17 protein-coding genes are annotated in these 20266 nt (G+C 43.3%); 10 read left to right on the top strand and 7 right to left on the bottom strand.

Going from position 1 to position 20266, the window contains the following annotated elements:
- Positions 1-183: 183 nt before the first annotated feature.
- From nagE to DK428_RS09910, 4 genes are all read right to left on the bottom strand, one after another.
- Positions 184-1650: an N-acetylglucosamine-specific PTS transporter subunit IIBC gene (gene nagE / locus DK428_RS09925; protein WP_109063808.1), complete on the bottom strand. Its 1467-nt coding sequence runs from the start codon at positions 1648-1650 to the stop codon at positions 184-186.
- Between the two features lie 199 nt (positions 1651-1849).
- Positions 1850-2983, bottom strand: a complete 1134-nt coding sequence (locus DK428_RS09920) for an N-acetylneuraminate epimerase (RefSeq protein ID WP_109090014.1) — start codon at positions 2981-2983, stop codon at positions 1850-1852.
- Positions 2984-3145: 162 nt separating this feature from the next.
- The gene (locus DK428_RS09915) at positions 3146-4996 is read right to left on the bottom strand and encodes a TRAP transporter large permease subunit (protein WP_109063806.1); all 1851 of its coding nucleotides are present in this window, start codon (positions 4994-4996) and stop codon (positions 3146-3148) included.
- Positions 4997-5062: 66 nt separating this feature from the next.
- The gene (locus DK428_RS09910; protein ID WP_109063805.1) at positions 5063-6049 is read right to left on the bottom strand and encodes a sialic acid TRAP transporter substrate-binding protein SiaP; all 987 of its coding nucleotides are present in this window, start codon (positions 6047-6049) and stop codon (positions 5063-5065) included.
- A 255-nt stretch (positions 6050-6304) separates the two neighbouring features.
- Here DK428_RS09910 and DK428_RS09905 point away from each other — a divergent pair, with 255 nt between their 5' ends.
- The 6 genes from DK428_RS09905 (at position 6305) to nagA (ending at position 11885) form a co-directional block, all read left to right on the top strand.
- Positions 6305-7009 (top strand): N-acetylmannosamine-6-phosphate 2-epimerase, encoded by a 705-nt coding sequence (locus tag DK428_RS09905; protein ID WP_109063804.1) that lies wholly within the window; start codon positions 6305-6307, stop codon positions 7007-7009.
- A gap of 17 nt (positions 7010-7026) precedes the next feature.
- On the top strand, positions 7027-7911 hold the full coding sequence (locus tag DK428_RS09900) for an N-acetylmannosamine kinase (RefSeq protein WP_109063803.1): 885 nt from the start codon (positions 7027-7029) through the stop codon (positions 7909-7911).
- 4 nt (positions 7912-7915) lie between these two features.
- Entirely contained in the window at positions 7916-8785 is an 870-nt protein-coding gene (locus DK428_RS09895; protein ID WP_109063802.1) for a MurR/RpiR family transcriptional regulator, read from the top strand.
- Between the two features lie 18 nt (positions 8786-8803).
- Positions 8804-9682, top strand: a complete 879-nt coding sequence (gene nanA / locus DK428_RS09890; RefSeq protein WP_005700232.1) for an N-acetylneuraminate lyase — start codon at positions 8804-8806, stop codon at positions 9680-9682.
- A gap of 199 nt (positions 9683-9881) precedes the next feature.
- On the top strand, positions 9882-10685 hold the full coding sequence (gene nagB, locus DK428_RS09885; protein ID WP_005700233.1) for a glucosamine-6-phosphate deaminase: 804 nt from the start codon (positions 9882-9884) through the stop codon (positions 10683-10685).
- A gap of 54 nt (positions 10686-10739) precedes the next feature.
- Positions 10740-11885, top strand: coding sequence for an N-acetylglucosamine-6-phosphate deacetylase (gene nagA / locus DK428_RS09880; protein ID WP_005700234.1), 1146 nt, complete (start codon positions 10740-10742; stop codon positions 11883-11885).
- Between the two features lie 284 nt (positions 11886-12169).
- Here nagA and hemH read toward each other — a convergent pair whose 3' ends face one another.
- The 3 genes from hemH to ydiJ are packed head-to-tail and all read right to left on the bottom strand — an operon-like array spanning position 12170 to position 16751.
- Positions 12170-13231 (bottom strand): ferrochelatase, encoded by a 1062-nt coding sequence (gene hemH / locus DK428_RS09875; RefSeq protein WP_109063801.1) that lies wholly within the window; start codon positions 13229-13231, stop codon positions 12170-12172.
- Positions 13224-13646 (bottom strand): hotdog fold thioesterase, encoded by a 423-nt coding sequence (locus DK428_RS09870; RefSeq protein ID WP_109063800.1) that lies wholly within the window; start codon positions 13644-13646, stop codon positions 13224-13226. The genes hemH and DK428_RS09870 overlap by 8 nt, the downstream gene beginning before the upstream one ends.
- Before the next feature lie 12 nt (positions 13647-13658).
- Positions 13659-16751 carry a D-2-hydroxyglutarate dehydrogenase YdiJ gene (gene ydiJ, locus DK428_RS09865; protein WP_109063799.1) on the bottom strand — a complete coding sequence of 1031 codons (3093 nt, stop codon included), beginning with the start codon at positions 16749-16751 and terminating at the stop codon, positions 13659-13661.
- 466 nt (positions 16752-17217) lie between these two features.
- Between ydiJ and ompA the strand changes: the two genes are divergently transcribed.
- The 4 genes from ompA to DK428_RS09845 all read left to right on the top strand — a co-directional run bounded on the left by ompA (position 17218) and on the right by DK428_RS09845 (position 20209).
- Positions 17218-18258 carry a porin OmpA gene (gene ompA / locus DK428_RS09860; RefSeq protein ID WP_109063798.1) on the top strand — a complete coding sequence of 347 codons (1041 nt, stop codon included), beginning with the start codon at positions 17218-17220 and terminating at the stop codon, positions 18256-18258.
- A 102-nt stretch (positions 18259-18360) separates the two neighbouring features.
- A complete protein-coding gene (locus DK428_RS09855; protein WP_109063797.1) occupies positions 18361-18942 on the top strand; it encodes a LemA family protein in 582 nt (193 codons plus the stop codon).
- A gap of 21 nt (positions 18943-18963) precedes the next feature.
- Positions 18964-19413, top strand: coding sequence for a TPM domain-containing protein (locus tag DK428_RS09850; protein WP_109063796.1), 450 nt, complete (start codon positions 18964-18966; stop codon positions 19411-19413).
- Complete coding sequence (locus DK428_RS09845) at positions 19406-20209, top strand: TPM domain-containing protein (RefSeq protein WP_109090013.1); 804 nt, start codon at positions 19406-19408, stop codon at positions 20207-20209. The genes DK428_RS09850 and DK428_RS09845 overlap by 8 nt, the downstream gene beginning before the upstream one ends.
- The last annotated feature ends 57 nt before the right edge of the window (positions 20210-20266 follow it).

The following is a 20266-nucleotide window of genomic DNA, read 5'->3' as shown; positions in this document are numbered from 1 at the left end:
TTCAGTGTAATTTTTGAGAGAAGTGATTTTTTTATTTTTAGGCTTGTTGATTTAGTTATTTAACATATCAAAAAATGAAAGTATAGTGTTTTCTGATAAAAATTATTTTTTAGAGGAATTATTAAAAAATAAAAGGCTTGAATTGTCTTCAAGCCTTTCGTGTTAAAGCATATTAAATAAAATCTATTTCACTTTCGCCTTAATTGCTTCTGCGACAAGTTCGGCTTCTGGGCCAAGAATCACTTGTAAACCATCGTTGCCGAGTTTTACGTTGCCTTTAGAACCGAGAGCTTTTAATTGCTCTTCATTGACTTTTTCACGATCAACTAAGGTCAAGCGTAAACGGGTAATACAAGCATCGATAGTTTTGAAGTTATCGCCTCCCCCTAAAGCGTCAATAAATTTGACCGCTCTTTCTTCGCGTGATTGGTTGGTTACCGGTTGTGCCGCTACAGACTCTTCAGCTTCTTCCGTACGACCAATGGTTTTTAAATTGAACGCTTGGATAGCAAAACGGAACACTAAGTAGTAAATGGTGAAGAAGACTAAGCCTTGTACCAGCAACATGTACCAGTTAACGGCTAATGGGTTGCGTGTAGAAAGCGCCATATCCACTAAACCTGCGCTGAAGCCGAAGCCCGCAATCCAGTGCATGCTAGCTGCGATAAACACGGAAATACCAGTTAATAGCGCGTGTAACACATAAAGAATTGGTGCGACGAACATGAAGGAGAACTCAAGTGGTTCGGTGATACCAGTGAAGAAAGAGGCAAATGCACCGGCTAACATGATTGAAGCCACTTTCACTTTTTGGCTTGGTTTTGCACATTGATAAATGGCAAGTGCCGCACCCGGTAAACCGAACATCATGACCGGGAAGAAACCGGCTTGATACATACCAGTAACGCCTACAGTTGCGGTGCCTTCAGCGATGGATTTTGCACCACCTAAGAAATTCGGAATATCGTTAATGCCGGCGACATCAAACCAGAATACAGAGTTTAAGGCGTGGTGTAAGCCCACCGGAATTAATAGACGGTTGAAGAAACCGTAAATACCCGCACCTACGGCGCCAAGATCTTTGATGGACTCACCAAAGGCAACCAAGGCGTTGAAAATAGATGGCCACACGTAAAGTAACAAGAAGGATAGGGCGATCATGACGAAAGAGACCACAATCGGCACTAAACGTTTACCGCTGAAGAAAGAGAGGGCTTTTGGTAATTCCACTTGATAGAAACGGTTGTAAAGCTCAGCGGAAAGCACACCGATTAAGATCCCGATAAATTGGTTATTGATTTTGCCAAAGGCCGCAGGCACTTGGCTTGGGTCGATATGTTGTAATTGTGCCACACCGCCCGGTGCGAGCAAGGTAGTTACTACATAATAGCCTACTAAGCCTGAAAGGGCGGCGGAGCCATGTTTGTCTTTGGATAAACCGAAGGCCACGCCCACGGCGAATAATAGTCCCATGTTGTCGATGATGGCGGCACCGGATTTGATGAGCAACGCGGCAAGTTGGCTATTTGCCCCCCAGCCATCCGGATCCAGCCAGTAGCCGATCCCCATTAATACGGCAGCTGCCGGCAATACGGCAACGGGTACCATTAAGGCTTGCCCGATTTTTTGGGCATAACTGAGAATACTCATAAGAACTCCTTTAATTTATTGATTCCATAAGATAATTGTTTTAAGCCTGTGTAGCATAGCGCGATAGGATTTCTCTTTTCAAATGAAAACTTTTGTATTTGTGAGAACTATCACGAATCCGTCGATTTTATGTTGAACAAGTTAAAAAAATAACGGATTAAGCGTAACTTAATCCGTTAGCTTAAGGTTAAAAAGAAGGTTATTCTACTTTTAATTGTTTGCCGTCGTAGCTCATGCTTTGTACGGAAGTTAAGGCTTTGCCGCCGTCTGTTTCACCGCCGATGAGCAACACTTTATTGTCATAAGACACGGCAACACCATAACCGATGCCCGCAGGCAATTCACCAATGATGTTCCATTTACCGTTGTTTAACGTATAAATGTCTTTATGCCATGCTTTGCTTAAGCCTTGGTGAGCGTGGAGTTTTCCTTCTTTAAATTGTTTTACGGAACCCGGGAAGTTTGCACCGCCGGTGACTAAGTAATGACCGTGGCTGTAACCTGCCATCGCACCAGCTAAACCATCTTGGCTTTGACCTTTTGGCGCCGGTAAATCAGGTAAGTTTTTCCATTGAACGCCTTTTGCCGTGAATTTACCGAAATGGGTTTCTGCCGTACGCAAGCCCGGTTTGATTTCACCGTTCACGACAACTAAATCATCACCTTGAATGGTAAATGCCGCACCGGCACGACCGGAGAATGGTACGCGACCCTCGTTGCGCCATTTATTGGTAGATGGCTCATAGCTTAACAATTCGGTTGTGAAGAAATAGTCTTCCGGACGTTGTTCAAAATAGGTTTTGGTGATTTCATCTTTTTTCGCTTTGTCTTCACCTGCAGCAACGGTGTCTTGGAAGAAACCGTTGAAAATAGACAAGTTAGAACCGCCTACGATATACACTTTATCGCCGTGAGAAGCACCGCTTGAACCGACTAAACCACGCGGTGAACGGGTCGGTAATTTGCTCCAAGTGTTGCCGGCAGGGTTGTAGCTATAAGCGTCATTGACTAATTGCAATTCGCCTTTTTCATTTTTTTGTAATCCGCCGAATACATACAATTTGCCGTCCACAGCAGCCGCAACCGGTTGGTTACGTTCGCCACCCGGGAAGGCCGCAATTTCTTTCCATTGGGCGTTCGGGGTTTTTAAATCCAAGGCATAGAATTTATCGCCGCCAGTGCCTAAGCCCACATAAACGGTGTCACCGATTAACGCACCGGCCCCACTTTTAATGCCTACCGGTAAATCAGGATAAGCGGCGGCTTGCGCCGTCGCAGCAAAAGCAGTTGCAGCAAAGAATAAAGCAGCTAATGTTGTTTTTTGAAATGTCATAATCAACCTCGTTTTGAGTTATTGTTTGCTATTCGTAAACGGCATGAATAGGCTTATTGTCACTCTTTGCTCCCTCCTTTTACGGAGGAAGGAAAGAGTATTTATGTTGAAGAAAAGTGCGGTGAAAATTTACAGCATTTTTCAACCGCACTTTTTGGCTCCTTAAGGTATTAACAGATTCGGTACAAAGGTAATAATTTGTGGGAAGATGGTAATTAAAATTAACGTAACGAAAATTGGAATTAAGAATGGCAACACGCCTTTCGTTACGGTGGAGACGGACATGTTACCCACGCGTGCTACCACAAATAATGCCATACCCATCGGTGGTGTTAAGATACCAATCATCATGTTCAAAGTGGTCATTACACCGAAGAACACAAGATCGATACCAAATTGTACGGCAATTGGAATTAACATCGGTAACACCAAGAATTGCAATGCCAAGGCATCAATAAACATACCGAGGAACAATAGCAAGGCATTGATCATCACCAACACCATTAACGGGGAATCCGCCACAGCAACAAACACGTCTGCAATACGCATCGCTACTTGTTCACGTGCGATCATGTCGCCGAAGAAGGTCACCGTCATAATCATTAATGCAACAACACCGGTAATAGACATGGCTTCCACGCAGCTGTTAAACAGCATTTTCAAGGTTAATTCTTTATACACGAATTTACCAATGATGATGGAATAGAATGCGGCCACTACCGCGGATTCAGTTGGGCTGAATAAGCCGGAGAAGATCCCGCCGATAATCAATAATGGGGTTAAAATTGCCCAGAATGCTCTTTTGAATGACGTGCAAAGTTCTTCACGGGTCGCTTTTGGTGTTCTTGGATAACCACGTTTTTTGGAGACGTAGTAGTTCATAATCATTAACGCGATGGTCACTAATACGCCAGGAACGAAACCGGCGATAAACAATTTTGCAATGGATTCGTTCGCGATAACACCGTAAATGATCATGGCGATACTTGGTGGAACCAATGGGCCGATGATACAGGAGGCTGCGGTGATACCGCCACAAATGTCGTCATCGTAGCCTGCATCACGCATGGCTTTGATTTCTAATTGTCCTAAACCGCCTGCGTCCGCAAGTGCAGAACCTGACATTCCGGAGAACAAGAGACTTGCACCGATATTAACGTGTCCCATACCGCCGGTGTAGTGGCCTAATAGGGCTTTGGCGAAGTTAAAGATACGTTCGGTGATACCGCCGGTGTTCATTAAAATCCCGGTAAGGATATAGAACGGTACGGCAAGTAATGGAAAACTGTTCAAACTCATGGTGAGTTTTTCAGAGGCCGCATTCACCACGTTCCAACGGGTCATGGAGAAATAAAGCAGGGTAGTGATAAATAATGACCAACCTACCGGTACGCCCAAGAACATGATGACTAACCAGAAGAGCAACGCCACATACACTGCGTTTGGACCAAATTTCACATATTCGGTAATGCGTAAGACTTTATACCATTCAGGGAAGGCAAATAAAATGCCCAATAAAACGACCGCACTTACAATAAAGAAAATGGCCGGTAAATAGCTTTTATTTTCTTTGAAATTATTCGCCTGAGCTTGGAAGAAACGAATCAACATCAGCACGGAAATAATTGGCAGTGAAGCGTAAATCCATTTTTCCGAAATGCCGCCTAAGGCATCAATAGGGAAATTCGCTCCTGTGAAGGTTTTGATACCAAAATGAATAAAGAAAATGACACCAAGGAAAATCACCAATTGCACAAAGGTATTGGTTACTTTTTTGATGGACGGTGGCATTAAATTGGTGATGAAATCGATATAAACGTGCTCTTGTTTACGAACAGCCACGCTAATACCGAGCATACCAACATAAACGAAGAGTAATTTAGCTAATTCTTCGCTCCAAATCAGCGGGCTTTGCACCACTTGTCTAAAGAAAATCTGAGCAACTAGAATGAGGAAGATGACAAGGAACAGCGCACCGCCGATCCATTCCTCTAATTTATTAAAAACTTTCATACTCAACTCCGAAAAGGGAAAGAGGATGGGTAAAGTGTCGCGGAAGACCCGCGACACTTTACTTAATTACTTAGCGATAGCCTGAATTTGTTTTAACGCTTCTTCACCTTTGGCGCCGGTTTGTTGTACGAATTCGGCGTAGTAAGGTTTCATAGCGTCTTTAAACGGTACAAGATCAGGGTGGGTAACGGTAACACCTTGTTTTTCAAAGAAGGCAATTAATTCTTTTTCACCATCAAAGAATAATTTGCTGTGATATTCCGCGGCTTTTTGTGCTGCGTCTTTCACCACTTTTTGCAAGTCTTCCGGCAAATCGGCAAAAGTTTCGTTACTCACCAAGTAAAGTTGGTCGTTCAAAATATGGTTGGTGATTGCCAAGTATTTTTGTACTTCATAGAATTTTTGTGCTTGTACGGTAGCCAATGGGTTTTCTTGACCGTCAACGGAGTTGGTTTGGAGTGCCAAATACACTTCGGAGAAAGCCATTGGTGTTGGGGAAGCACCTACATATTTTGCATACGCTAAGTTGGTTGCGGCGTTTGGTACGCGTAGTTTCAAACCTTTCATGTCGGCAATGCTTTTGATTGCACGGTTAGACGTGGTTTGGCGTGTACCGTTATAGGCTTGGGATAATAAAGTTAAGCCTAAATCTTTGTTCATTTTTTGGATTAAATCTTTACCGAATGCGGTGTCGAATAAAGCTTTTTGTGCTACGTTGTAGTCGCTGATGACATAAGGTAAAGCAAATACTGCCGCTTCAGGATAGAACAATTGGAAACGGGCGGATTCTGCAAAGGTGAAATCCAAAGCGCCGTCTTTTAGTTGTTTTAACATGGCACGGTCGTCACCCAATTGTGAACTTGGATAAAGGGAAATTTCAATTTTGCCGTTGGATTTTTCTTTAACTTCTTTGGCAAACATTTCGGCCGCTTTGTACTCATTAGATGATGTGCCTGCGTTCATACCGAATTTTAAATCGTAGTCCGCAGCGTTAGCGACAGAGGTTACGCCTAGTGCAATTGCAGTGGCAAGAAAAAGTTTGGCTAGTTTCATGGCTACACTCCTGTAGTTAAAATGAATTAATGTATATAAAGAGGATTAAGTACAACTCGACTCGCATTTTAAAGTAAAAAAATCATTTTCAAATAGAGTATGAAGTTTTATTTCAAAAATGAGAGGTTGATCACATCTTTGAAATATCACTTCAAAAAATATTTTTAAATGACGTTTTATTTTCATATAATGATTGGCACTGACTAGAAAGACTGCCAAATGCAGCCGCAAAGAACGCAACAAAAAGGAGTTTCTATGTCACAGTTATTCGATAAAAAATTATCTCACCAAGCGGTTTTCGCTCAAATTCAACATGGTTTAATTGCTTCTTGCCAGCCGGTAGATGATGGTCCGATGGATAAACCGGAAATCGTCGCTGCCATGGCACAGGCGTCCGTTATGGGCGGAGCAGCAGGGTTGCGCATTGAAGGCGTAGATAACCTAAAAGCCGTTCGCCCAACCGTGAATGTGCCGATCATTGGGATCGTTAAACGGGATCTTCCGGACACCCCGGTGCGTATCACGCCGTTTTTGCAGGATATTGAAGATTTGGCTCACGCCGGAGCAGATATTATTGCGGTGGATGGCACCAATCGTCCACGCCCGGTTGACATTGAAAGTGCGGTCAAAAAAATCCATGAAATGGGCTGTCTTGCCATGGCGGATTGCTCCAATTTAGAAGAAGGGTTGTACTGTCAAAAATTGGGTTTTGATATTGTGGGTAGCACCATGTCAGGTTACACAGGCGGTACCGTACCGGACGAGCCGGACTATCAATTAGTTAAAGACTTGAAAGCGGCAGGCTGCAAAGTGATGGCGGAAGGGCGTTATAACACCCCGGAACTGGCTAAAATCGCTATTGAAATCGGTGCCGATTTCGTCACTGTAGGCTCCGCCTTAACCCGTTTAGAACATATCGTGAGCTGGTTCTCAAGTGCGGTCAAATCTGCGAATAAATAATCAAGAGGGAAAAAACGATGCGTTGTTTAGCGTTAGATATCGGCGGAACCAAAATTGCTACCGCCATTGTGTCGGAGAACCGAGTGACACAGCGGAAACAAATTAGCACACCGCAGGAAAATGTGGTGGAAGCAATGCATCAAACGTTGGCACAATTATTGGCAGATTATGCAGGTCAATTTGATTATGTGGCGGTGGCTTCAACAGGCATTATTAATAAAGGCATATTAACCGCACTTAATCCGAAAAACTTAGGTGGCTTGGCCTATTTCCCTTTAAAACAAAGCATTTCCAAGCATACGTCCAAGCCGGTGTTGTTATTAAATGACGCACAAGCGGCGACTTATGCCGAATATCAACTGCAAGATAAAAATAAAATTCAAAACTTTGCTTTTATTACCGTCTCTACCGGCGTAGGTGGCGGGTTAATTTTAAACCACCAATTACTCACCGAGCCAAACGGTATTGCCGGGCATATTGGACATACCGTTGCCGATCCGAAGGGGCCCGTGTGCGGTTGCGGTCGGGTAGGTTGTGTGGAAGCTATCGCATCGGGACGTGCCATTGAAGCTGTTTCCAAACAATGGAGCGATCCTTGTGATCCGAAAGAAGTGTTCGCCCGTTTCAGAAAAATGGATGAAAAAGCCACCGCACTTGTGTTCCGCTCGGCAAAAGCTATTGCTAATTTAGTGGCGGATCTCGTGATTGGCATGGACGTACAACAAGTGGTGTTGGGCGGCAGTGTTGGATTGGCGGAAGGCTATTTACCTTTGGTGAACGAGTATTTGACAGAAATGCCGGAAATTTATCGTTGTCCGTTATATGCCGCTCAATTAGGGCAGGATGCCGGGCTTATCGGTGCGGCCGCTTGGGCTAGGACACAATTAACCGACTTGGAGTGAATTTATGGCAAAAAGTGGAAATGTACTGAATACCATCAGTTCGTTGTATCAAAGTTTAACGAAAACAGAAAAGAAAATTGCCGATGTGATTATCCAATCGCCTGATGTGATTGTGCAGTATTCCTTGGCAGAGCTTGCCGAACGTTTAAATGTGGGTGAGGCCACCTTTGTGCGTTTTTGTCGCACATTGGGTTTTAAGGGATTCAGTGATTTCAAACTGGAGTTCTCCATTGAATTGGCCACCAATAGAGAAGGGCGGGATGACACCGTATTAGACACGGAAATTATGCCGGATGACGATTCCTTAAAAATTGCCCATAAATTACAGGCTACCCTTAACAATGTCATGAATGAAACCATTAATTTATTGGATTTTAGCCAGTTGGAAAACGTGGTAGAGGCGATTCAACGCGCCAATAAAGTCTTTTTATTCGGCGTAGGCTCTTCCGGTGTCACTGCAGAAGAAGCGAAGAATAAATTTATGCGTATCGGCATGCAAGTGGATGCCAGTGGCAATAACCATTTTATGTATATGCAGGCGGCGTTATTGAAGAAAAACGATGTGGCCATTGGTATCAGCCATTCCGGCTATTCCCAGGAAACTGCCCACACCTTAAAAATTGCTAAAAAAAATGGTGCCGTTACTGTAGCATTGACTCACAGTTTGCGTTCCCCAATCACCGAACATGCAGATTTCGTTTTGGTGAATGGTAACAAGCAAGGCAAGTTACAAGGGGATTCCATCGGCACTAAAATTGCCCAATTGTTTGTATTGGATTTAATTTATACTTTGCTGGTGCAAGCCGAACAAGAAAGAGCGGTGAAAACCAAGCAAAAAACATTAGATGTGATTTTAGAACAACGTATTAAATGATAAATCAAGGAGAAAACAATGCGTGATTTAAAAGGTATTTTCAGTGCGTTATTAGTGTCATTTAACGAAGATGGCTCTATTAATGAGAAAGGCTTACGTCAAATTATCCGCCACAACATTGATAAGATGAAAGTGGACGGATTATATGTGGGCGGTTCAACCGGTGAAAACTTTATGCTTTCTACCGAAGAGAAAAAACAAATTTTCCGTATCGCTAAAGATGAAGCCAAAGACCAAGTGGCATTAATCGCTCAAGTAGGTAGCGTGAATTTACACGAAGCCGTGGAATTGGGTAAATACGCCACCGAATTAGGTTATGACAGCCTTTCTGCCGTAACCCCGTTCTACTATAAATTCAGCTTCCCTGAAATCAAACATTACTACGACACTATCATCGCTGAAACCGGCAATAACATGATCGTGTACTCCATTCCGTTCTTAACCGGTGTAAACATGGGCATTGAGCAATTCGGCGAGCTTTACAAAAACCCGAAAGTGCTTGGTGTGAAATTCACTGCAGGCGATTTCTACTTGTTGGAACGCTTGAAAAAAGCCTATCCAAATCACTTAATCTGGGCAGGTTTTGACGAAATGATGTTACCGGCTGCTGCGTTAGGAGTGGATGGTGCTATCGGTAGTACCTTTAACGTTAATGGCGTACGTGCAAGACAAATTTTTGACTTAACCAAACAAGGCAAACTTGCCGAAGCTCTTGCCATTCAACATGTCACCAATGACTTAATCGAAGGCATTTTGGCGAATGGTTTATATTTAACCATCAAAGAATTGTTGAAATTGGAAGGTGTGGACGCCGGCTACTGCCGCGAACCGATGACGGCAAAAGCCACTGACGCTCAGTTAGCAAGAGCAAAAGAATTAAAGGCGAAATATTTATAATTTAATGGAAAAAATGACCGCACTTTTACGGTATCGCTATAAGTAAAAATTACCCACGGTTACGCATAATTTGGATCCTTTGGGCCTTTAGCCTCCTCTCTTGGTTTCTGAAGGGAAAAAGATTATGCGTAACTTAGGGTAATTTATTACCCTAGGTGGAACCGGGATAAAAAGCGCGGCACAATAAAGGAAGTTTATCATGCGCCTTATCCCATTACATAATGAACAACAAGTCAGCCGTTGGGCGGCTCGTCATATTGTCGATAGAATTAATCATTTTAACCCGACGGCAGAACGTCCTTTTGTTTTGGGGTTGCCGACCGGCGGGACGCCATTGAAAACCTATCAAGAACTAATCAAACTTAACCAAGCCGGTCAAGTGAGTTTTAAGCATGTGGTGACATTTAATATGGATGAATATGTCGGTTTGCCGGCAGAGCATCCGGAAAGTTATCATAGCTTTATGTATAACAACTTCTTCAACCACATTGATATTCAGCCGCAAAATATCAATATCTTAAACGGCAACACGGATGATCATGATGAAGAATGTCGCCGTTATGAAGAAAAAATCAAATCTTACGGCAAAATCCATTTATTCATGGGCGGCGTAGGTGTGGATGGGCATATTGCCTTTAACGAACCGGCGTCTTCTTTAAGCTCCCGTACCCGTATTAAAACCCTTACACCGGATACGATTATTGCCAATTCTCGTTTCTTTAATAATGATGTGAACCAAGTGCCAAAATATTCTTTAACCATTGGTGTCGGCACCTTGTTAGACGCGGAAGAAGTGATGATTTTGGCAACGGGACATTCCAAGGCACTCGCTGTGCAAGCCGCCGTAGAAGGATCGGTGAATCATCTTTGGACGGTTAGTGCGCTTCAATTACATCGCCACTTTGTGTTGGTGTGTGATGAACCTGCGCTACAAGAACTCAAAGTGAAAACCGTGAAATATTTCACCGAATTGGAAAATCACGCGATTCATAGTGTGTTGTAGCTTTTTAGCTAAAAGTGCGGTGGATTTTTAGATTATTTTTTAGAAGGTAGCATTATGAAATATGCATTGATTAACTCTGTCATTTACACCAAATATGAGATTCTACGGGATTATGCCGTGGTGATTAACGGTGAAAACATTGAGGCAGTGATTCCACAAAGCGAATTGGAAAGCGACATTAAGACCATTGATTTACAAGGGCATAATCTTACGGCCGGTTTTATTGACTTGCAATTAAACGGCTGTGGCGGCGTCATGTTTAACGATCAAACCAGTGTAGAAACTTTGGAAATTATGCAAGCCACCAATTTGAAATCGGGTTGTACCAGTTTCCTGCCAACTTTTATCACGGCTCCCGATGAAGGGATTAAAAGTGCGGTTAAAATCATGCGTGAATATTTAGCCAAACATAAAAACCAAGCCCTTGGATTGCATATTGAAGGACCTTATTTAAGCGTAGAGAAAAAAGGCGTTCACCGCCCTGAATACATTCGTGAAATTTCACCTGAAATGAAAGATTTTCTTTGCGACAACGCTGATGTGATCACCAAACTCACTATCGCAGCCGAAAACCCGACAATCAATTACACCCCTGATTTCGTGAAAAGCGGCATTGTGGTGTCTGTCGGCCATTCCAACGCCAGTTATGAGGTAGCAAAAGCCGCTTTCCACAAAGGCGCCACTTTCGCCACCCACTTACATAACGCTATGTCGCCGATCAGTTCCGGTCGTGCCATGGGCGTGGTGGGCGCGGTGTTGGATTCCGACGTTTACACCGGCATTATCGTGGACGGCGTGCATGTGAATTTCGGTAATGTGCGTGTGGATAAAAAAATCAAAGGTGACAAACTTTGTATCGTCACCGACTCATTAGCGGCAGCAGGTGCAGGCCCTGAATTGGAAAGCTTCACCTTCGTGGGTAAAACCATTTATGTGAAAGACGGCCGTTGCTATGACGGCAACGGCACTATTGCCGGTGCGTCTATCACTATGATGGAATCCATTAAAAACGCCGTGGAATACGTAGAAATCCCTCTCGCCGAAGCCGTTCGTATGAGTAATCTCTATCCTGCCCGCGCTATTGGCGTGGATGACCGTTTAGGTTCCGTCGAAGCAGGCAAAATCGCCAACCTCGCGGTATTCACCAATGATTACAAGGTCATCGGCACAGTAGTGAACGGAGAGTGGAAGGTAAATTGATAAGGTAGGGGGCGTGTAAACGCACCTTTAAGATTAGTATGAGCTTGTTGTCTAATTGGTAGGACCGCGTTTAACAAACGCTCTGTGCGACTTCGATATTCGCCAAGCTCACTATTTTCTTCTTAGATGGCGCGCATTTCCTAACGCGTGCCATAAATATCAAAAGGCTATCGGCACACGCTATGAAGCATGCGCCATCAAATATCCTGAAAACAAAAGTGCGGTGGTTTTTGCAAGTGTTTTTAAAACACCGAGAAAATCCACCGCACTTTTTTATTTTTCTTTTAATGACAACGGCTGCTAAGGTTGTTTGACGTTGGCACCGTAATGGTTGGAATAATGGCGATGTTTGGTGAAGAGCAGTTATTGCATTTCATTTTCGCCATTTGATTGATCACTAATCTGCCTAACATTTCGATGTGTGCCGGAGAGGCATTCAGTGCCGGAATGTATTGATAACTTTCACCACCGTTAGAGATGAAATAGTCTTTATTTTCCTCAGCAATTTCTTCCAAGGTTTCTAAACAATCCACGGCAAAGCCCGGACAAATGACCGCGACTTTTTTAATGCCAAGTGCCGCAGCGTTAGACAAAAACTCATCGGTATAAGGCTGTAACCATTCTTCTTTACCAAAACGGGATTGGAAGGTTAAGCCCCATTGTTTTTCATTTAAGCCCAACCCTTGTGCCACCGCCGCCGCGGTTTGTTGGCAATGTGTCCGGTAGTAATCGCCGGTGTTTTCATAACGTAACGGAATGCCGTGAAAGGAAAACAGTAAAAACTCATCCGCATTTAATCTTGCTTTACAAGAATCAATGAGGGCGGAAATATAGTTTTGGTTGAGCGGATAGGAATGAATAAAATCAAAGGGCACAATGCCACGTTGTTGTTTTAACGCGTTAGCAAAAGAGTCGAACACGGCGCCTGTTGTACTACTGCTGTATTGTGGATAGAGCGGGAGTACGATGATGTGCTCCACTTTTTTATCCATTAATTTTTGCACCGCACTTGGCATGGACGGATTGCCGTAAGTCATGCCGATTTCGATTTCCACATCCAGTTGCTGTTGTCGGAAAAAGTCGATTAAGCCTTGTTTTTGTTGTTCGGTGAACACCATTAACGGGGAACCTTGTTCGGTCCAAATAGAACGGTAGTCTTTTGCGACGCGTTTAGAACGCAACGGCAAAATAATGGCTTTAAGTAACGGATACCATTTACAACGTGGTAAATCGACCACGCGGGGATCCGTTAAAAATTGCCATAAATAACGGGAAATATCCTTAGGACTTGGTGAGTCTGGCGTACCTAAATTGGCAAGAATGACGCCGATTTTTAAATTAGTCATGTGTGATAATAGAAAGAGTTAAACGTGAAACGCAGCACAGTTTATCTTGTGCATCTCGAATGTCAATTTGCCAAACCTGTACATTTTTACCTAAACGAATCGGGCTTGATTTAGCGCAAACATAGCCTTGTTTTACCGGGCGTAAATGGCTCGCATTGATCTCTAAACCAACGACAGCCTGATCTGCTTCTACACAGCAAAAACCGGCAGTGGAAGCAACGGTTTCCGCAAGTGCTGCGGAAATGCCACCATGTAAAAATCCCATGGGTTGAGTAGTGCGGTGATCCACCGGCATACGGGCTTCCAACCAGTCATCCCCCTGTGCGGTGAATTCAATGCCTAAATGTGCTACCGCACAGTTTTTACAGAAGTCATTGAGCTGTTTTAGCGTTAAATTTTTTTTCCATATCGTCATAATGCACGTCCATTATTCAAATAACGTTAATAACGCTTGCACCGGATGTTTCGGCTGCCAATGTGCCATACGTTTTACTTGGCTACGGCAGGAATAACCGGTGACTAAGCAGAAGTCAGGATCTTTGCCCTGTAATTTTTTCTGCCATGAGGAGGCATAAATTTCTTTCGACATGGCAATGTGTTGGGTTTCATGGCCGAAGACGCCGGCCATGCCACAACAGCCCACGCTTTCCACCTGTAACTGTTGGCTGAAGGTAGCAAAAATGTGTTGCCATTCTTTACCGCTGTTCGGCATGGCGGTAATTTCCGTACAATGCGGGAATAAATACCATTGTTGTGGCGTAAAAGTGCGGTCATTTTTTTGTGCGTTTTTCAACGCGTTTTGTAAGATTTCGCCATCAAGCTGTTGTTTCAACCATTCGTGGGCAGTGACAACATGGAATTCACCCCGTTCGGCACCTAAGATTTCTTTATATTCGTCCCGATAAGACAACACAATGGCCGGATCTACACCCACCAAAGGCAAGCCTAATTTCGCCATACGGTTTAAAAAATCCGCCTGATTTTTCGCCGTTTTGGCAAAACGTCCTAAGAAACCTTTAATATGCTGTACTTTTCCATTCGGTTTAAATGGCAGAACCACAGGGTTAAAGCCGAGCTTTTGGGTTAAGGCCACAAAATCGGCGACGACTTTGGCGTCATAATAAGAGGTGAACGGATCTTGTACGATAAGCAAAACATTTTGTTTTTCTACCGCACTTAGGCTTTCCAATTTCTCTAAGGACTCGTTTTTATGACCGAGTTGAATGAGTTGTTGTTGCAGATTTGGATTAGAGAGCAACGGCAAATCCGTCATACCCAAACATTTTTCTGCCACTTTTTGACTGAATTGGGGTGCCGTAAAATAATTGAAGAGCTTCGCTTGTTTTGCCATCAGCGGTGCAACGTATTCCACATTGGATAGCACATAATCTTTGATTGGGCGCAGATAACGCTGGTGGTAAAAATGGAAGAATTTGGCGCGGAAGCTCGGTACGTCGATTTTAATCGGGCATTGGCTGGCGCAAGCTTTACACGCCAGGCAAGTGTCCATTGCTGCTTTCACTTCATGAGAAAAATCGTATTCGCCACGGCGTTTTTGGTAGCTGTTTTTTAATTTTTGCACCAAATCCGTGAGCTTCTCTGTGGATTGTTTGAAATCCAATTGCGCCGGGGTAACTTGCTCGTTCGCCATTAAACGCAACCATTCGCGCACCATTGCCGCGCGGCCTTTCGGTGAAAAGACGCGATTTTTACTCACTTTCATAGACGGGCACATGGTGCTGTGGACGTCAAAGTTAAAGCATAAACCGTTGCCGTTACAATTCATGGCACCGATAAATTCTTCTTTCATTTGAACGGGAATTTGACGGTCTAGGTCGGCTCGCATTGGCGATAAAATCGAATAAAGTTCTTGTTCGCTGTTTAACGGCGTGCAGATTTTTCCCGGATTGAGGCGATTTTGCGGATCAAATAAGAATTTGATGTAACGTAATTCACGCCATAATTCTGGCGTAAAGAATTTTTCGCCGTATTGCGAGCGCATCCCTTTGCCATGTTCGCCCCAAATTAAACCGCCATATTTACGGGTGAGTTCTGCCACCTCGTCGGAAATCTGTTTGAATAATTTAACTTGCGCTTGATCGCATAAATCTAGCGCTGGGCGAACGTGCAACACGCCTGCATCCACATGACCGAACATACCGTATTGTAGATTATGGCTATCTAATAAAGTACGAAACTCGGTAATGTAATCCGCCAGATTTTCCGGCGGCACACAAGTGTCTTCCACAAAAGGAATGGGTTTTGCTGCGCCTTTGGCATTGCCAAGCAACCCTACGGCTTTTTTGCGCATGGCATAAATTCGTTCAATCGACGGCAAATGATCGCAAACTTGATAGCCGATAATATGATCTTTTCCCTCGGCAATTTTTTGATCCAATTCTGCACATAAATGCGCCACCTGCTTTTCAATTAATGCCTGATTATTACCGGCGTATTCCACTATATTTAAGCCAAGAATCGGATGTTGTTCGTCTTCCGTTAATAAATCTTGCACCGAATGCCAAATAATATCCTGTTTAGCCAAATTCAGCACTTTGGAATCGACAGTTTCTACGGAAAGCGCATTGGCTTTGACCATAAAAGGTGCGTTACGCAATGCCGCATCGAAAGAATTGTATTTGATGTTAATTAATGTGCGATGCTGTGGTAGCGGCATTAAATCTAACGTGGCTTCGCAAATAAAGGCAAGTGAGCCTTCAGAGCCTGTCAGAATACGGGTTAGATTGAATTCGCTTAAATCATCGTTAAACACATTTTTTAAATCGTAACCGGTCAGAAAACGATTGAGCTGTGGCAAATCATGAAGAATTTGCTCCCGCTTTTCTTTACAGCGTTGGAAGATTTCTTGATGGATGTTTTTTACGCGGGCAGAACCATGGTTTTCTTCAATATATTGAAAAATGTCATCGGATTTGACCGCACTTGTGTCCAAAATATCGCCGTTGATTAGCACGGCACGCAACCCCAGAACGTGGTCGGATGTCTTTCCGTATTGCAAGGAACCTTGTCCGGAAGCATCGGTATTAATCATGCCGCCTAAGGTGGCACGATTACTGGTGGAGAGTTCAGGGGAGAAAAATAAGCCGTGTGGTTTGAGAAATTGATTGAGTTGATCTTTTACCACACCTGCCTGCACCCGTACCCAACGTTCTTTAACATTGAGTTCAAGAATTTGGGTCATGTGACGGGAAACATCTACAATAATATTATTATTGATAGATTGCCCGTTGGTGCCGGTGCCGCCTCCGCGTGGAGTGAAAGTGAGAGAAAGGTATTTTTCCTGTTGTGCCAGTTTGGTAATACGTACTACATCTGCCACGCTTTTCGGAAATAAAATCGCCTGTGGTAATTGTTGGTAAACGCTGTTATCCGTGGCCAAACTTAAACGATCGGCGTAATTGGAGGCAATATCGCCTTCAAAATGTTGTAACCGTAATGCGTCTAAATAATTACCAACTAAAGGCGAAAGTTGAGGGATATTTTTTAAACGGGGTAGCATTTTGCTGCACTCTTAGATCATTGATCATTATTAGGGTTTAAGGGAGTAAAAAGTGACCGAATTCTAGCATATAAATAGGAAGGAATGTCAGATAAACGAAGTCAATAATGAGGATAATTTCTGAAGAAATACTTAAGATTGGTCAAAAAATAAACTTTCCCAGGTGTTATTTGTTTAAAAAATAATCAAAAGAACGGACATTTGTTTGATTTTCCATTTTTTCAGTAGGATAATACCCGTACTTTTGAGCATCCCTTTAAGAAAAGGGTGCGAGTCTGTCAAAAGGAAGTGGGTAATTCAACCCTATTTGAAACAATATCTTAGGCTGAAAATTGTAAAAAATTTCCCTTTTTTGCATAAACAGTTTAAGATGACAGGTAACACAAGTAATTGTGTTGGTTTTCAGCTATATCAGCTGATACTGTTTTAAATTAAAGATGACTAAATATTAAAGAGGATCATCAAAATGAAAAAAACTGCAATCGCATTAGCTATCGCTGGTTTAGCAGCAGCAACAGTGGCACAAGCAGCGCCACAAGCAAATACATTCTATGCCGGTGCAAAAGCTGGTTGGGCTTCCGTTCACCACGGTTTAGGTCAATTTACTGACGGTAACGATGGTAAAATCAGACGTAACTCAGAAGCATACGGTATTTTCGGTGGTTACCAGATCACGGATAACTTAGCTGTTGAAGCCGGTTATGAATATTTTGGTCGCGCTAAAGTTAAATACAGCGATGGCGATCAATTTAGACATACCGCTCACGGTACCACTTTAGCCCTTAAAGGAAGTTACCCTGTATTAGACAACTTAGATGTTTATGGCCGTGCTGGTGCAGCTCTAATCCGTAGTGATTATAAACAGGTGAATGACGGGGTTGCTGATAAATATCATAACTTGAAAGTATCTCCTGTATTTGCAGCGGGTGTTGAATATGCAATTCTTCCTGAATTAGCATTACGCGCAGAATACCAATGGGTTAGCCGTGTAGGCAACTTAGGTAAAGCTGTAAGAAAAACTGGTCAAGAAACTGACATTCGTTATTCTCCGGACATCGGCTCTGTAGCAGTTGGTTTATCTTACCGTTTCGGTCAAGGTGCAGCACCTGCTCCGGCTCCTGAAGTTGTAAGCAAAACTTTCAACTTGAACTCTGATGTAACTTTCGCATTCGGCAAAGCTAACTTAAAACCACAAGCACAAAGCGTGTTAGATGGTATCTACGGCGAAATCGCACAAGTTAAAAGTGCAGACGTTAAAGTTGCAGGTTATACAGACCGTATCGGTTCTGATGCTTACAACCAAAAATTATCTCAAAAACGTGCTGAAACTGTAGCTAACTACTTAGTTGCTAAAGGCGTTTCTCAAAACGCTATTTCTGCAACCGGTTACGGTAAAGCAAACTCGGTTACTGGTAACAAATGTGACGCAGTTAAAGGTCGTAAAGCGCTTATCGCTTGCTTAGCTGATGACCGTCGCGTAGAAATCGCAGTTAACGGTACTAAATAATTAGCATTTTGTTAATTATTTTCAGATAAAGATAAAAAAGACCTAAACCTATGTTTAGGTCTTTTGTTTTTTAGCTAAGTTTAATTATTGTAAAGGGAAAAAATGAAAAAATTGCTTATCTTGATTATTGTTGCAGTAATTGCTGCTGTAGCATTGATTCCAAGTTATAACGGCTTGGTTGCAGCGGAAGAGCAAATTAATTCCGTGTGGGCAAATGTAGAATCGACTTATCAACGTCGTTCCGATTTGATTCCGAATTTAGTGAATACCGTGAAAGGACAGGCAAATTTTGAAAAAGAAACCTTGACTGGTGTTGTTGAAGCACGTGCAAAAGCAACGCAAACCAAAATCGATCCGTCTAATTTAACGGAAGAGCAATTAACCCAATTCCAACAAAACCAAAATGCGGTGGGTTCTGCGTTATCCCGTTTATTGGTCAGCGTAGAGAATTATCCTGAATTGCGTGCGAACGAGGGCTTTATGAACTTACAAGCGCAATTGGAAGGTACAGAAAACCGTATTAACGTAGCCCGTAATAAATTCAATGAGGCAGCACGTGAATACAACCAAAAAATTCGTACATTCCCAACCAAATTAGTGGCGATGATTTTTGGTTTTAAAGAAAAACCTTACTTCAAATCTGTTGAAGGTGCGGCAAACGCGCCGACAGTGAATTTTAACTAAACGGAAAACAAGGTGGCGACCATGCCATTATTTGCAAAAATCCCGATAGATAAAACACAGCTCGAGGCGGCAGTTGCACGCCTTGAGCAACAAACCTCCGCCGAGTTTCGGATTTTTATCGAACGAAAAATACCGTCAAAATCGACCGCACTTTCTGCTTACGAACGTGCGTTGGCTGTTTTTTCTGAGTTGGAAATGCACCAAACGGCGGCGCGTAATGGCGTGTTGATTTATATTGCTTATACCGATCGTCAATGTGCCATTATCGGAGACATTGGTATTCATCAGTATGTGGGCGATGATTTTTGGCAAACGGAATGTGCCCGCATGATTGAGCATTTTAAACAAAAGCAATATACGGAAGGCATTTTGGCTTCTATGCAGCAGATAGGTGAGCAGTTGATACGGCATTTCCCAGTTCAACCGGACGATCAAAATGAACTGGATAACGAGGTGATTATTCATGATTAAACGCGTATTCGGCTTACTGAGTTTAAAAAGTGCGGTCATTTTTTTCTGCGTTTTTATGGCGACTGCCGTGTCCGCCGTAACCTTTCCCGATTCTCCGAAACCTTTTCGTTATGTGAATGACTACACCAAAACGTTGTCGGAAAAGCAGTTGAGCGCATTAGAAACCAAGTTGGAAACCTATAGCAAAGAAACCAGTTCGCAAATTGCGGTGGTGATTGTGCCAACGACCGGTGAATATGAGGTTTCTCAATATGCCTTTGAATTAGGTGATAAATGGGGGATTGGGCGAAAAAAACTGAATAACGGTGTGTTGTTACTCATTGCCAAAGACGATCGCAAATTGTTTATTGCCGTGGGACAAGGCTTGCAAGGCGTGTTAACGGATGCCCTTGCTTCACAAATTATTCGTAATCAAATTCGCCCTTATTTCCGCAACGAGCAATATGCCCAAGGCATTAATAACGGCTTGGATTACATTATTGCCGCCACTAAAGGTGAATATTCGGCACAACAGGCGGAAGAGAGCAGCTTGGGGGATTTTGTACCGTTTATTATGTTGGCGCTGTTTATTTTGGTTGTGGTGATGGGGGAAATCAGTTGGCGCCGACCTTATGTCAGTCCAACGAATAACCATGTCCTGAATGAAGTATTGCGCCAATCTATGTCAAATCGTCGTCGTAATGACCGAGACGGTGGCGGTTTCGGTGGCTTTGGCGGAGGCGGTTTTGGCGGTGGCTCCGGAGGCGGGTTCGGCGGTGGTGGCTTTGACGGTGGCGGTGCCGGTGGCAGTTGGTAATACCCTTTTGGATTATTGGTGGGCCCCATTGTTTGTGATACAATGCGCGCGTTTTCT

The sequence above is a fragment of the Aggregatibacter kilianii genome (assembly GCF_003130255.1).
In the GTDB taxonomy this organism is placed as follows: Bacteria; Pseudomonadota; Gammaproteobacteria; order Enterobacterales; family Pasteurellaceae; genus Aggregatibacter; species Aggregatibacter kilianii.
Note: the sequence above shows the minus strand (reverse complement) of the source record. Positions and strands in the feature narration are given on the sequence as shown.